This window comes from Halorubrum sp. AJ67 (assembly GCF_000513435.1).
This window is the reverse complement of record NZ_CBVY010000001.1, coordinates 221620-235383: the sequence shown is the minus strand read 5'-3', so window position 1 is coordinate 235383 and position 13764 is coordinate 221620. Positions and strand designations below refer to the sequence as shown.

The 13764-nt window shown below is 59.4% G+C and carries 22 protein-coding genes and 3 tRNA genes; 22 read left to right on the top strand and 3 right to left on the bottom strand.

The annotated features are described in order from the left end of the window. Positions 1-4 precede the first annotated feature (4 nt). From BN903_RS01190 to BN903_RS01175, 5 genes are all read left to right on the top strand, one after another. Positions 5-622, top strand: a complete 618-nt coding sequence (locus BN903_RS01190) for a hypothetical protein (protein WP_048075964.1) — start codon at positions 5-7, stop codon at positions 620-622. A 70-nt stretch (positions 623-692) separates the two neighbouring features. Beyond that, positions 693-962 carry a hypothetical protein gene (locus tag BN903_RS01185; RefSeq protein ID WP_048075963.1) on the top strand — a complete coding sequence of 90 codons (270 nt, stop codon included), beginning with the start codon at positions 693-695 and terminating at the stop codon, positions 960-962. 18 nt (positions 963-980) lie between these two features. Further along, entirely contained in the window at positions 981-1820 is an 840-nt protein-coding gene (locus BN903_RS01180; RefSeq protein ID WP_052334876.1) for a hypothetical protein, read from the top strand. After that, positions 1817-2035 carry a hypothetical protein gene (locus tag BN903_RS17815; RefSeq protein ID WP_228840983.1) on the top strand — a complete coding sequence of 73 codons (219 nt, stop codon included), beginning with the start codon at positions 1817-1819 and terminating at the stop codon, positions 2033-2035. The genes BN903_RS01180 and BN903_RS17815 overlap by 4 nt, the downstream gene beginning before the upstream one ends. Before the next feature lie 3 nt (positions 2036-2038). Then, positions 2039-3424 carry a DNA methyltransferase gene (locus tag BN903_RS01175; RefSeq protein WP_048075962.1) on the top strand — a complete coding sequence of 462 codons (1386 nt, stop codon included), beginning with the start codon at positions 2039-2041 and terminating at the stop codon, positions 3422-3424. A gap of 4 nt (positions 3425-3428) precedes the next feature. On the opposite strand, the gene BN903_RS01170 is transcribed toward BN903_RS01175, so the two are convergent. Both BN903_RS01170 and BN903_RS01165 read right to left on the bottom strand, forming a co-directional pair. Continuing rightward, positions 3429-3701 carry a hypothetical protein gene (locus tag BN903_RS01170; RefSeq protein WP_195155669.1) on the bottom strand — a complete coding sequence of 91 codons (273 nt, stop codon included), beginning with the start codon at positions 3699-3701 and terminating at the stop codon, positions 3429-3431. Next, the gene (locus BN903_RS01165) at positions 3694-4188 is read right to left on the bottom strand and encodes a PPC domain-containing DNA-binding protein (protein WP_052334875.1); all 495 of its coding nucleotides are present in this window, start codon (positions 4186-4188) and stop codon (positions 3694-3696) included. The genes BN903_RS01170 and BN903_RS01165 overlap by 8 nt, the downstream gene beginning before the upstream one ends. Positions 4189-4327: 139 nt before the next feature. Here BN903_RS01165 and BN903_RS01160 point away from each other — a divergent pair, with 139 nt between their 5' ends. From BN903_RS01160 to BN903_RS15410, 10 genes are all read left to right on the top strand, one after another. Next, positions 4328-4825 (top strand): hypothetical protein, encoded by a 498-nt coding sequence (locus BN903_RS01160; RefSeq protein ID WP_048075960.1) that lies wholly within the window; start codon positions 4328-4330, stop codon positions 4823-4825. 189 nt (positions 4826-5014) lie between these two features. Next, the gene (locus BN903_RS01155) at positions 5015-6025 is read left to right on the top strand and encodes a hypothetical protein (RefSeq protein WP_079890529.1); all 1011 of its coding nucleotides are present in this window, start codon (positions 5015-5017) and stop codon (positions 6023-6025) included. Between the two features lie 35 nt (positions 6026-6060). Beyond that, complete coding sequence (locus BN903_RS01150; protein ID WP_052334874.1) at positions 6061-6738, top strand: hypothetical protein; 678 nt, start codon at positions 6061-6063, stop codon at positions 6736-6738. Between the two features lie 2 nt (positions 6739-6740). Continuing rightward, positions 6741-7019 (top strand): hypothetical protein, encoded by a 279-nt coding sequence (locus BN903_RS01145; RefSeq protein ID WP_048075959.1) that lies wholly within the window; start codon positions 6741-6743, stop codon positions 7017-7019. 108 nt (positions 7020-7127) lie between these two features. Further along, positions 7128-7240 (top strand) — tRNA-Gln (locus tag BN903_RS01140). Between the two features lie 7 nt (positions 7241-7247). Then, positions 7248-7322 (top strand) — tRNA-Thr (locus BN903_RS01135). A gap of 80 nt (positions 7323-7402) precedes the next feature. Then, on the top strand, positions 7403-7720 hold the full coding sequence (locus tag BN903_RS01130; protein WP_154017966.1) for a hypothetical protein: 318 nt from the start codon (positions 7403-7405) through the stop codon (positions 7718-7720). A 9-nt stretch (positions 7721-7729) separates the two neighbouring features. Then, a complete protein-coding gene (locus BN903_RS01125; protein ID WP_048075957.1) occupies positions 7730-8056 on the top strand; it encodes a hypothetical protein in 327 nt (108 codons plus the stop codon). Positions 8057-8132: 76 nt separating this feature from the next. Then, positions 8133-8215 (top strand) — tRNA-Ser (locus tag BN903_RS01120). A gap of 27 nt (positions 8216-8242) precedes the next feature. Further along, on the top strand, positions 8243-8791 hold the full coding sequence (locus BN903_RS15410; RefSeq protein ID WP_079890528.1) for a response regulator: 549 nt from the start codon (positions 8243-8245) through the stop codon (positions 8789-8791). Between the two features lie 41 nt (positions 8792-8832). Here the strand turns inward: BN903_RS15410 and BN903_RS16215 are convergent, their stop codons facing one another. Beyond that, positions 8833-8997 (bottom strand): DUF5786 family protein, encoded by a 165-nt coding sequence (locus tag BN903_RS16215; protein ID WP_154017965.1) that lies wholly within the window; start codon positions 8995-8997, stop codon positions 8833-8835. Between the two features lie 112 nt (positions 8998-9109). Between BN903_RS16215 and BN903_RS01115 the strand changes: the two genes are divergently transcribed. The 7 genes from BN903_RS01115 (at position 9110) to BN903_RS01085 (ending at position 13746) form a co-directional block, all read left to right on the top strand. Continuing rightward, complete coding sequence (locus tag BN903_RS01115) at positions 9110-9769, top strand: hypothetical protein (protein WP_048075956.1); 660 nt, start codon at positions 9110-9112, stop codon at positions 9767-9769. Beyond that, positions 9766-10299 (top strand): hypothetical protein, encoded by a 534-nt coding sequence (locus BN903_RS01110; RefSeq protein WP_048075955.1) that lies wholly within the window; start codon positions 9766-9768, stop codon positions 10297-10299. Before BN903_RS01115 ends, BN903_RS01110 begins: the two co-directional genes overlap by 4 nt. 171 nt (positions 10300-10470) lie before the next feature. Further along, positions 10471-10812: a hypothetical protein gene (locus BN903_RS01105; protein WP_048075954.1), complete on the top strand. Its 342-nt coding sequence runs from the start codon at positions 10471-10473 to the stop codon at positions 10810-10812. Between the two features lie 32 nt (positions 10813-10844). Then, the gene (locus tag BN903_RS01100) at positions 10845-11252 is read left to right on the top strand and encodes a hypothetical protein (RefSeq protein WP_048075953.1); all 408 of its coding nucleotides are present in this window, start codon (positions 10845-10847) and stop codon (positions 11250-11252) included. Between the two features lie 45 nt (positions 11253-11297). Further along, positions 11298-12428 (top strand): hypothetical protein, encoded by a 1131-nt coding sequence (locus BN903_RS01095; RefSeq protein WP_048075952.1) that lies wholly within the window; start codon positions 11298-11300, stop codon positions 12426-12428. 30 nt (positions 12429-12458) lie between these two features. Further along, positions 12459-12794, top strand: coding sequence for a hypothetical protein (locus tag BN903_RS01090; protein WP_048075951.1), 336 nt, complete (start codon positions 12459-12461; stop codon positions 12792-12794). A gap of 25 nt (positions 12795-12819) precedes the next feature. Then, on the top strand, positions 12820-13746 hold the full coding sequence (locus BN903_RS01085; protein ID WP_048075950.1) for a hypothetical protein: 927 nt from the start codon (positions 12820-12822) through the stop codon (positions 13744-13746). Positions 13747-13764: the final 18 nt, after the last annotated feature.

The following is a 13764-nucleotide window of genomic DNA, read 5'->3' as shown; positions in this document are numbered from 1 at the left end:
ATCGATGGCCAGTTCCGCGTTTGAGTCGCTCACTGCGTCACTTGACGACCAGCCCACGTACGCCGCCACACTCGCAGACATCCTCGATGCGATCGTGGACCGAGAGACCGTCATCTGGACCGACGTTAACGAGACGTTTCCCGACGGCACCGAGTGTCTCGGCGCGGGCGCTGGCCGGCTCGTCGTCGCGCTCCCGTTGCTACCGGACACCACCGTCGCCAAGCTGGCGATCCCCCAATGGGGGACTGGCTTCACGAGCGGGACGCTCCAGAACGCGCTCGAACACCACATTTCAACGACGCCCACAGCACTCTCTACAGTCACATTGCCCTGTCTCGCCACGCCAGAGGACGGGTATCGATGGGGGGTGTACCCGCGGGCCGCCCCGGAAAACGAGACGACGGCGGCAGGCCCGACTATCCAACGTGCCTGGCAGGAGCTCGACGAGCTCGGGTTCACGACCTCCGACATCTTCGCTCATGAAAACTGGGGGGTGTATCGAGGCCAATCGTACCTCATCGACTACGGCTACGCGCACCCGGACGACGACTGTCGACTCGCGACGACGATCGCCCCCCAATGCGAGCAGTGGCGGGCCGAGCGGGCGGCCCAGTCAGAGTAGCCACACCGGTCAGCAGCACCGCCATAGGGAGTTTTTGTGCTCCGAAGAAACTGAGAGAGAGAGAGTAGAAATGGAAGCCAACACCGCCACCGAAGCATCCCCGAATAGCACCGACGACGAGGACGAAGACCCGCGTATCTGGACCGAGATCCAGCGCGGGACCGAGGGCGTCTCCGCGACCGTCTACAAACGCGAGAACGGTCAGACAACGACTGTCGACGAAACATGGTGGACCTGGGCCGAGTTCACGGGTATCTCGACACAAGACCTGCCGATCAGCCGCGGCGGGACGACCTGCCTCGAAGCGGCTGGCCCCGACGACCTCACGCCGGCCAACTAGACACACATCCCGAGTCCCATGCAAGCGCGTATTAACTCCTTCCAGAACGGCCGCAACCGCGCCCAGCGGATTGCCGAGGCCCGGCCCGCACCCCCGGCGGACGACGAGCTGGCGGAGTATATCGCGCCGAACTGGGCGTACAGTTTCGACGTCGACGCCGTCGAGGGGCTCGACCGATTCCGTCGCCGGATCCGCGAGGCCGAGTACGCCGTCGACCGGGCAAAAGCGTGGTCGCACATCCTCGGGACCTACACGAGCTACCGGAACGCGAAGATCGCCCCACATGTTGCGATTTTTAACATGAGTGCGGCCACGGATTGCGTCAATCTCGGGACTGAGTTCTGTCAGGTGGATAAAATGACTTGTTTCGCCGCGAGAAACGAACGAGATTTTCCCATGCCACTCCACTTCCGGCGAAAACAGGAGATCATCTGGTCGTATCTCGATCCGGTCACCTGGGCGGATGCGTTCAGGCTTCACGTTGGACGGAAGGAGAATCCGGTCACAACGATCAGACTGAACGAGGCCGGCGACTTCTCAAGCCGACGCGACATCCTCAAAGTCACAGAGATCGCGAGGCAACTCCCCGAATTCGACATCTATACCTATTCTGCCTCGTCGTGGCTTGACTGGTCTGAGGCAGACGGCTTTACGGTGAACCGGTCCAACGACGGCGACTACGGCCATCGACGGTACAAGGTGGTCGACGACGTCGAAGATATACCAGCCGGGCCAGAGCACGTCCTGTGCCCGTACGACGCGACGGACGGCGAGATCCAGTGCGGCGACTGTAAACTGTGCGTCAACGAAAACGGCCCAGACATCTACGTTACCATGTTTTCAGGCTCAAACCAATGACCCTACAGACCAACCACGAAACGTCGAACAGCCCCGAATGTAACCGATGCGACCACGGCTTCTCGAAAGAAGACAAAGCCTGCGAGGTCCTCAGTGGACGCTCAGGTAGCAGGCTTGGAACAGCGGTCGTCTGTACCTCGTGTGCGAAGAAAGCCGGCGTCGACGTCGGAGCGTTCGCGAGGCCCGCCCCAGAGGTTCTCCCTGAACTCGCCTAACCAATGCAATCCACACTGACAGCCACCACCGACTATCGCCCCGGCCTCGAGGACCGAGACTGGTCGTTTAAGGGTGCGACGACCGACTACGGCACGCACGACCTTCACAAGTACCCGGCGCGGATGATCCCCCAGATTCCGGACGCGCTGTTCGAACACTGGACGCATACAGGGACGCTCTCCGAAGGCGATCTGGTGTTCGATCCGTTCTCTGGAAGCGGCACGACAGCGGCCGAAGCCCGGCGACACGGCTTGAACGCCATCGCGACGGACATCAATCCCTTCGCATGTCTCCTCTCGCGGACCAAATCAACGGTTCCCGATCTCGATGCGCTTCAGTCCGCAATTCGGCAGTGTCTCGGGACAGACTGGGCGACTCGCGAGCGGTTCATCGAGGAGGATCACCAATCCGCAGCGAGCCAACACCGAACCAAACACGGCGGCGACATCTACCCGGAAGATTCGGGAGACCAGAACTACAACGCATACGGGGTCCGAAAGGGTTGGTTCCCTGAACCGCAACTAGCGAAGATCACAGCTATGAGCCGCCTGCTGAGCGAGCTGCGAGCAGAATACGACCACGAGGTGATCCGGTTCATTCGGCTCGCCCTCGCACAGGCCGCACGCAAGATCAGCTACCAGCGAGACTCGGAGTTCAAGCGTCACCGGATCCCAGAGACTGACCGCGAAAGCCACGACCCAGACTTCATGGAGGTGTTCGTGGAAACGCTCACAGAGAACTTCGAGGGGCTCCTTGAGTACGCCACGCAGGTTTCAGACGGAACGACCGCGACGATCAAGTACGCGGATTGTCGCGATTCAAGCCTTCTCGCGCCGGATTCTGCCGACGCAGTCGTCTCTAGCCCCCCGTACGGGGACCATTCCACCACCGTTTCCTACGGCGGTTTCAGCACCGACCCCGCGGCCGTCGCGACGCCGCTCAAACTCGACCAGATGACGGACGTCGACCCGAGTGGCCTCGGCGGGAGCAAGTCCACTTCAGATATCTATTTCGCCACGGTCAACGAGTGGTCGCCAACGCTTCGAGCCACCGTCGACGCACTGAAAGACGTAGATGGGAGAGACGACGACGTGCTCCACTTCTTCGCGGACTACGCCGAAACGCTCGAACAGATGGCCCGCGTCGTGAAGCCAGGACAGCCAGTTGCGATCGTCTTAGGCAATCGGACGGTCTCACGAGTCCCCATTCCGATGAGCGTGATCACCATCGAAATCGCCCAGCAGTTCCAGCTCGAACTCGAACACAGCCTCCCGCGGTCCATCCCCTCGAAGACACTCCCATACGAGAACGCCCCGGAGAACATTCCCGGCCAGACAGGCGGGTTGATCGCCGACGAGTACGTGCTCATCTTCCGCGCCGGCCAGTAGCCGGTCACCGGACGACGAGAAATCCATCGTCGTACTCCACGCTCAGGTCCCCCAGGTGAAGACACTCGTCACATGTGACCGTGGGTGCGAGAAGGTCGAGCCAGCAGGGATCGTTCGCAATCGTGAACTGGTGATACAGGCCGTTTTTCGTCTGTTTTGTCTCAAGGACATCTCCCTCGACCGTCCGGACAACAGCGATCCCGTTGTGGAGCTCAACCATCTCCGAATCGGGCAACCACCGCTCGACTCGCCGGACGTATTCCTCCAAGTCACACATCGGTGTGATTCAGGGTGAAGCCAGTCTCGGGGTGCGTCTTCGGGCTCGCTTCGATCTCGGCACTCAACCACTGTCGAGTATCCAGTACGGGCGTTGCGCTGCTCTCTCGGTCGACAGGTTCGTCGAACAGGTCCGCATACACCTCGCCGACGAACACCTCTGCGGACTCGAGGTGGCCACCGATCGAATTGCCCTCCATGTCCGCGACCGTGACGTGAGTGTGAGCGAACATCGACCCGTCGACGCACGCGAAGTTTCCGACACAGAAGGTCAGCTCCAGCGGTTCCTCGAAGTGAATACTGTCGTAGTGCCGCTCCTGTTGGTCGAAAAACCAGAGAGTCGCGTTGCGAAGCCCACCGAACCCGATGAACCAGCCCCCTTCTGCGCCAACATCCGACGCAGCTTGTTCGATTCCCGCACGAAGCTCCTCTCCATCCTGTAGCCGTACGAATAGACGCTCGTCTACGCCGACGGTCGAATACTCCATACAGCCCGCTCACAACCACTTTACAAAAGCCTGCTCCCGTTAACAATAGTGGAGATCTGGAGGTTAGTTTGTATCCGGCGAGGTGGGTGACCCGGCGGGGAAGATTAATCACATCCAGCACCGACGGGAAAATCACACCATGTCCGACACTAGCGATGACACCGACAACACGCCCGACGGCTTTCGTGCTGTCGACCCAGAACCGGGAAGAACCTCGCCGATAGGCGAACCAGTCGAACTGATATACGAACCGGAAGGATGCGTGTTAGACTTCGAGGGGTCCGATTACACCTGTACCGTGGTAGTTCTCCAAACACCATCTCTGTACTTGACCGAACTAAGCATAGAAACAGAGGCTGGCGATACCAAGTTCGAAAAGGGCTATGCGGCGAACGAAGCTCGTGCACTTGCCGAACAACTTCTCGGAGGCAACGCTCCAAAACTCACACAGTTCGTGGGTGGAGTACAAAACGCCGAAACGCTCGGGCAGTATCTCAAGTACGGCGCGTCCATGGCTGGTACGCTCGCCATTGGAGAGGTCGCTGGCGACGACACCATCAATGCGTTCAAAGAAGGTAAGATCACACCCGAAGAATTCCTCCACGAATACGGTCGGAACGTCGACAAGATGTTCTGAATTGCTCTTAAAAGACAATCAGAAAATAAACACCATCCCCCGCCACGTCCGCAATTAGAGGGGTGGTGAAAAGAGCGCGCCCCGCAGAGAGGTTTTGTATGTCCCGAGAGGGGGTGAGGAGAGAGAAAAAGGGGAGAAGCAGCCTCCGCTCAAGCCTCTCTCGGAAGATCGGACTAGAAACCAACAGACATGAGCAACGTAGCAAGCAACGCGGCAGACCTCGTGGAAACGTACGGCGACCAAGCAGACCTGAACGTCGAACAGATCGAAGCGCAGATCCAGAATCTCGTCGACGAATACATGCTCCCCGTCGACGAAGCAACGCGGAGCGTCGAGAACACCATCTGCGACAACGCCGGCATCGAGCGGTCCGAGACGCCGACGAACGACACAGAAGCAGAGACGAACTACGACGCCTTCGACCCCACCCCGGTCGAAGAGATCAACGAGGAAGGCACCTGGCACGATCTCGCCGTCGAGGTCGTCCAGCTGTGGTCGCCCAACAGCGACAGCATGGCGCAGGTCGGTCTGCTCGGGGACGAAACGGACAAGATCAAGTTCACAATCTGGGAGGGAACGGAGGGCATCCCCGAACTCGAGGAGGGACAGACCTACCACATTCAGAACGTCGTCGCCGACGAGTACGAAGGCCGGTACTCGGTGAAGTTCACGAAGAACAGCCGGGTCACCGTCGCGGAAGACGAAGAGATCGACATCCAGAGCAGCGAGACGGCTCACGAAGGAGCCATCGTCGCCATCAACACGGGCTCGGGACTGATCAAGCGGTGTCCCGACGACGACTGCACCCGAGTCATCCAGAACGGGCGGTGTGCCGAACACGGCCCCGTCGAGGGCGAGTTCGACCTTCGGATCAAGGCGGTCATCGACAACGGCGAGACGGCACAGGATGTCGTCTTCGATCAGGAGGCGACCGAGGCGGCAACGAGCATGGACCTCGAGAAAGCCAAGGAGATGGCAATGGACGCGCTCGACACGACCGTCGTCGCCGACGAGATTCGCGCGGAGGTCCTCGGCAAGTACGTCGAGATTCGCGGTCCCGTCTTCGGGCAGTACCTCCTCGTCAACGACGCCACCTTCTGTACGGGCGCAGACGACGATGTGGTCGCCGCACTCGAAGACCTCGTGAGCGATGACGCCGACATCAGCGCCGACGCAACGCCCGCCGAGACCGCCGCGTAACGACCGACAACCACCCACCAGACAACACTACACCCATGAGCGACAACGACACCAACAACAGCAACGGCACCCAGCGCGAACGGAACAAAGCGACCCGGATGTTCGCAACGGAGTTCAACGAGTCCAACACCGAGTTCAAGATGCCCGCAGACATCGAGTCTGACGGCGACCGCGCACCGAACTACTACCTGACGCCGACCGGCGCAGGCGTCCACCGCGTCCTGATGATGGGGACGTTGATGGAAGTCGCGAAGGTCAACGACAGCCCGACCACCTACCGGGCGAAGATCCGCGACGCGACAGGCGTCTTCTACGTGTACGCCGGCCAGTACGACCCGGAGACGGTCAGCGTGCTCGAAGAGCTCGCCCCCGACGGCGATCGCGAGGAGCTGACGGCGTCCGAAGTCGAACACGTGATGGTGATGGGCAAGCCGAACAGTTACACCACCGACCGCGGACAGACGTACGTCTCGGTCGAGCCCGAATTCCTCCTCGTCTCCGACGCAGGCACTCGCGAGCGGTGGACAGCCGAGGCGACGAAGTTCACGCTCGAACGGGTACAGGCGTACGAGAACGACACGGCCCCGTTCGACAGCGAGGCCGACCAGCAGTACGAGTTCGACGTGAGCATCATCCGCGACGACGTCGAGCCGATCGCCGAGGACCACATCTCGGCCGACGAGGAACCCGACGCAGCGCCCGCCCCGGTGTGACCATGAGCGACTCCTCATCCGATCGACCGCTCGATGTCAGCGTCAAACGGCTCAACAGCCGCTACAGCGACGAACTCAAAGACAGCGAGATCGTCCTTCGGGAGATCCCCGGCACGCCGCGGTATCGGCTAGTGATCGAGCCCGTCGACCCGAGCGAACACGACCATGACTTCCAGAAAGACCTCGGCGAGACGTTCGATAAAGCCGGGATGCGGGCGTTTATCGCCGGACTCGAGGCCGCCCCCCTCATCGCCCAGCGGGCGGAATCGGCCGCGAAGTAGAGTTTGTAGCTCTCGGTGAGGGTGTGAGAGCAGAGGAATTCCCTCTCTGCCCTACCGAAAAGTAAATACCACACGTCGCCGACGTTGGAATACAGACCAACAAAAGAGAGTTCCGTGGTGTAGTGGCCAATCATAATGGCCTTTGGAGGGGATTCAACCGTACCATACGGTCGAATACCCGAAGTCAGCCATTGACGGCGGTTCGAATCCGCCCGGAACTATCGTAGTGCCAGGAGAGCATGGGTGGTTCATGCGCTCGACTTGTAATCGAGAGACACCGGGGTTCAAATCCCTGTCCTGGCTCTTGCGGCCTTCTCTCCTCTCTTCATCTTTCCACCCAGTGACAACCACCGCCGATGACGCCCCCACCCAACACCAAACCGATGACCGAATTCGAAACCACACTCAAAAACACCGATCACCTGACCGAAGAAACCGCACAGGAACTCCGCGAACAACTACTTGAGGCTCTCGAGTACGACAACTCGTGGACACTGGACGCCGACTCCGCCGAACCGTGCGTCGACGAGACCGGAGACTGGCATCTGTTCACGCTGAGCCACGACGACAGCCACGACCGGTGTGTCACCGTGCTCATCCATGCGATCACGCTCACTATTCAGACCTACCTCGAACCGGCGGGTGTTTATACTGAACCATCACAAAGCATCGAGCACATCCAGACTGCACTTTCAGATTAACCAACCACCATGAACATCAGCTCACTCCCCAACCGAAAGTTGTCGTTTAACGAAAAAGAACAACTAGCTGCCACCGCTCTCGAAGCCGTGACGGTCTCTCCCACGAGAGTGGGCGACCCGAAAGACGCTCCAACGATTTCCGATTTCGTCCTCATCACCGAGGATTCGATCCACGGGGTCCATTTTAATGGAGACTCGTGGGAGCGTCTAGCAACGAGAAGCAAGCCGGATGGCGCATTCGAAGGAGCATTCATCACAAACACAGACCACGACCACGACGAATACAGAGAAGTAGTTGAAGCCCTTGACGACGCCAGAGCAGACCCCGAAGAGTGACCTACTGGAACATGACGTTCGTTCCAAACAGCCGACCGAAACAGCCTTAACGGGCTGTACTCACTACGTGGCTAGAGGGGAGGTGGCAGAGTGGCTATTGTGCCGGTCTTGAAAACCGGTGTCCGAGAGGACTCCTGGGTTCGAATCCCAGCCTTCCCGTCACCTCCATGATACCCGAAACGAGTCATGAAAGAACAAGTAAACCGATACCAAAAGATCCTCGTCGTTGACGACGGCCCCCAGCTCCGCGAGTTACAGAGATTGTTTCTTGAGCCCCAATACGACGTAGAAACAGCAAGCTCCGGAGAATCCGCCTTAGATGCACTTGATCCGACAGTCTGCGTCGTTCTTCTCGATCGGAAGATGCCTGGCCTAACGGGAACAGAAACAGCCATAGAAATCGACCGTAGCGAACACACACCCGCCGTCGCGATCGTTTCTGCAAACCCCCCGGAGACCGATATTTTTGACATTCCTTGTGATGCGTGCCTCGAAAAGCCGGTCGGTGAACACGACCTGGTTGGTGCCGTCGAGGAACTCCTATCCAGACCACTACACAACCCACCTCAACGTGAATACCACGCCCTCAGGTCGAAACACCGGGCGCTAGACAAGTCACCGTACGGAAACTGCTATACTACCCCAGAATACAAACATTCGGTGAAGAAACTCGGATCACTTGAGGAACGGATCGGCATAACAGACAAGAAACAAGCCCCAGTAGCACCGAATTGAGAACAACCACAACAAGAAGAGCGAACGATAGCTACCGACACTCAACGCATCTCATCTAGCCTCTCAATTAACGCAGTTGTGTCCTCACCACCTTCCGTACGGAGCTCTCCATCATGTTGACCGGAAAGAGGCTCCTCGTCGGTTTCGAACGACCTCATCCCCTCAAACCGTGCGTACTCGTCTTCGTCGTACTCTCCGTATCCCATGGCTTACACTTTAGCCTCCACAGCCCAGTAGTATCTCTGTTTGGGTAATGCTGTCAACTGACACAACAATACGGCCAGTAGAAGGTTTATAAATCCCGTTTGGGAGTGGAAGATGAGTTTTATCGACACAGAAGACCACGAGCACGCTACCCTGATCGAAACCCGACACAACCGCCTCGCGACTGAGCATGGCCGCGACAACGTCTTCATCACGGAGATCAACGGCGAGGTCGTCACCCTGATCGGCGACGGCGTCGGCACAGTCGACCCACTCGACGTATCGGTCACGAAACTCACAGACGGCATCGAACACGACGGCCACCGCGTCGAGCCGGCGCTGGTCCCGCTGTTTGAAGAGCCAGTCCCGTGGTTCGAAGGCCATCACGATCTCTTCGAGCTGGCGGCCGGTAGAACGGGTCGCGTGTGTACGCTCTCACCGGACGGCATCCTCTTTCTCGATTTCGGCGCACGCCGCTTCTACGAAGATCGCATTGAGCGATACGAGACCGCCGAGGCCGTCGACGGCGTTCCCATCGTCGCCAGCGAAGACGAGGCACTCGCCAACGAGAAACACTCCACGTGGCTCTCGATCGACGACACGAGCGTCTGGACGTACGAGTACGTCCCCTTCATCGATCCCGTCCAGACGACGGCACAACTTCAGACCCAACTCAACAGGATTCTCGAGACGCCCCCGGAGTGGGACGCCCTCTTCGAGTCGACGACCGACATCTTCGAGCGAGAACTCGCAGGCGAACACGCCCAAGCATGAACGATTCGTTCAAAGAGCTCCTCCACACCAGCCCAACCTGTCCGTTCTGTGGTTGTGCGCCAGTCGATGCAAGGCTCATCGGACTCAACGCCGTCGTCTGTGAACCCTGTAGCGAAAATATCTATTTCCACAGCGCGGCGTACGCGACCATCTTCGCCGATGGGACCTCGATCGAACTCTGGGACTACCCGGCCCAAGCGCAAGCGTGGCGACAGGCGGAGAGCACAAACGCCGTGTTTCTCGAACCAAACTACACCACCTCCGAACTCACCGACAGTCAGCAGACCGCCATCGCCGCGTTCGTGACGAACACCCATCGAGACGTGCTCAGTCGCCGGCCGCTTGCGGATATCGAGTCGAAGTATCTCAAAACGATCCGTCGTGGCCAAACGTACGGGGACAGCGGCTCGAAGGAGGCCCAACTCAAGCAATCCATCGACGGACCGGTGATCCTGACGAGCCAACACCTCTACGCCCCCGATCCAGCGGCGCTGACGGCAGCACAGGAAACGCAGGCAACGTTGTTTTGAGGACGGGACGGGAGAGCCCCCGCCCCCGTGCCTCTGACAACCATCTCCAGATGGTCACTAAATATTTGTTTATCGGATCGAGAAGATGGACGGCTACACCCCGTCCCTGTAGTGCGATCCACACACATCGTTTGATTGATGTTTTGTATCTTCCGGGGATGAGTAGAGAAGATGTCCAAAGAGAAAGTGCCGACAGACGGCTTCACTACGGCTCAACGACGGCGAATCCAGCGTGATCTCGGTCGCTGGAAACTCGAACTGGAAATGCCGAATCGGTTTTCGGATGCCGACCTTGAGGCGTACCTCCAGGAACTCCAAACACTGGACGACGAGACGCTCGCGTGCTGGTGGACCGACAACGTCGGCGAGTGGATCGCCTCTCGGGGCGATCTCGACATCCCACCCGACGCAGACGTCGACGAGTGGCTCGACGCACAGTTCGACACGCTCGTTCGCGGCGACACGACGGCATACGGCTTCGTCGTGGATGTTCTTCTCCCCCCAGCGGCGTAGAACTCACAGAGAAACGACGATTCAACCCAACTATGGATTCAGATAACACCTCAGCGAGTAACACCGACACCGACCTGTATTTCGAGGACGCCCAGACGCTTCACGACGAGTATCGCGACCAGCGAGCGACAATCCGGCGAAAGCAGGCGGCGCTTGAAGACCTCTGTGGACGCCTCGCACACATCGATTGTGACATCGGGACCGCCAGCCTCGGAATCGACAACGACGGCACAATCTCCGTCGTGATCTCGACGCCGCGGTTCCCTGACGAGGTCAAGTCGATCTTGCACGACTTCCAGTGGCCTCGAAAATTCGATAACGGGTACGACACCATGTCGCGCTGTCTCACGTGGAGCCTCAAGACGGATATCGACACGCTGATCGAAGACCACGAGCGGAACCAGCAGGCACACGCTAGCGCGACCGAGCAGGCCGCCTAAGAGCGTTTCTAGCCTCCGAAGAGAATAGAGAGGAAGATTTGAGCTATGCAAGAAGACGTCAAACAGCGGATTCTGGCGAACCGGAGCGCCGTCGTCGACATCTATCTGTCGGGCGGGAACGGTCGGCTGTACTGGCCATGTCGGCTCCAGCCGGTCGATGAATCGATCCCGACCGTCCGACGCAGTTCCTCAAAGTACATCATCGACTCCGGCTTCCAAGAAGCGGAATCGAACACGGACACACCCGTCAACGCCACGCTCGGAGATTTCACCGGAGAGGCCACCGCGACAGCCGAACCGTCTCGTGAGCCGTCGCTGTCCGGGGCGAAGATCAACGAGCTCGTCGACGCCGCCTACGAGCGCCGGCCCGATTACATCATCCCGAACGACACCGTCAACACGCCCAACGTCAAGATGCGGACGGCGATCGAAGAGACTGCCGAAAAGGTTGCGGCGTTTCTCGATTACGTCGATGAGACCACCTTCCCGGCGACCGTGATCGTGCCGCTTCAACCGAACCACGCCCTCCACTTCGCGTATCTTGCCGAACACTACCCTCGACAGGCGAAACGCGGGCATTTCGCGCTCGGTGGGATGAAGAACCTCACGCCGACCGAACAGGTAGCCTGTATCAAGTCCTTCCGAGAGGTCGCAGGATACGCGCCGTACGTCCACGCATTCGGCGTGGGCTCTTCGAGAGTGCTCATCCAAGCCCTACGAGACGACCCGGCGCTGCTCCAATCGGTGGACTTCTCGACACCCCAGCACCACGCTTCGTCGGGCCGGATCGCCGGCACCTCGCGGATTCCCATTTATGTGGGGACCGCACAGGGGACCGACAGTGCCAGCACCTCGGCGCAGTTGATGTCGGCGGAACTGATGGACATCGCCCGGATGCTCTCGCCGGCAATGACGAGCGACGAGGACGTTCGCGTCCGTTGGGACCAGTTCGAGAAGTACCACAAGCGGCTCGAAAACAACATCCTCGACGCGAATCCCGACTTCGAGTGGGAATTGCTCGAGTCACGCTACAATTCGCTCGACGAACTGCTCGCGTCGAGTAACGCCAACGACATCGACACCGACCTCCTTGTGAACTTTCGCGACAAGCTGACCAACCATCTCGATCAAGTAACGTTCGGCGGTGGAGCGAACACAACACTCGGGTCCGCTTGAGGAGGTTTATAGCCTCCGAGAGGAGATGAGATGGAAGCTAAAGAGAAAGAAGAAGTCGGCGTGAGAACGCGAGTCCAAACGGAAGACCGCGTGGAAGGCATCCTCGAGCCCGCGTTGTTCGAAAGCCAGATCGACTCCGAGACGGATCTGTACTGGGGGCTCCCAGCGGAGTTTTTCACCGTCGAACGCGGCTCCGTGTATCTGGACGCGAAGGTCGCCGACGAGCTCACGTGGCTCGTCACCAGCCACATCGGTTCGACACTCGAGATCACGGCGCTCCCGCAGAAATTCGTCGTCGACGGCACCGGCTACACCGTGAACCCCGGCTTCTGGGCGTCCACGATTGACGAATCCGAAATCCGGTGAGCCACCGCTCAGCGACACTTCCACCATGAACGGCCTCTCACAGCACATCGCAGACGATGACGACCGAACCCGTATCGCGTCGCGCTCCGACATCGACGTCTTCGTTCCCAAGCTCGACGACTCTCGCTACGTGTCGGATCTGGCGGGCGACTATTGGCCGTACCGGTCAGTCACTCTCGAACAAGCGTGTGAACAGCCGAAGGCAGTCGAACGAACGCGCCGCCGGACACAGACACTCCGACTCGTCGACAACCGACCACCGGGAAGCAATTTCCCGATGGAACTCTTCGAGACGGCCGATAACGCTCACGTCGACGAAGTGCTCCCAGCGAGCTATACCGGGACGGCAAGAGACGCGATCGCGGACGCGGTTCGGCTGTACTCGAACTATGACTTCCAGACGGAACCGACACTGCTTGTGCCGGTTGTTGCGCCGTACGAGCTGACGGGAGCCTGTATCAAGCATCTCCTGTACGAGACAGACCATGCCAGCGGACTCCGGTCGGTAAACAATCCGACTGACTTCGCCGTCCGTGGGCTCTCCTCGCGAACACAGAGTTACGAGCAGTTCAAGGACATCCTCACAACGATCGAGGACGTCCTCGAGGGCGGTGTCAATCTGAACATCCACGCGCCCCACGTGAGCGCCGACCTTGTCCGAATCGTTCGCAACCACAGCGGGCTGATCAACTCGGTGACGCTCCCCCACGAGGCAGCTGGGCTCGTGGCCACGGAGTCGGCATCGTACCTCTCGGCGAAAGGCACGGAGAATCTGACAGCCGACTCGTGTCCGTTGGTCCAGCTGGCCGGCGAACTGAGCCTGCTGACGAGTGACCTGATCGACGATGACCAGGTGGCCAGCGCACTCGCCGAGTCGAGTATCCCAGAGTTGACACCGGAGCCGCCGAAGCCGGACGCCACGGGAGTCGAGCGGCAGTCGACGTTCTCGTAGGAGAGTTTATACCTCCCG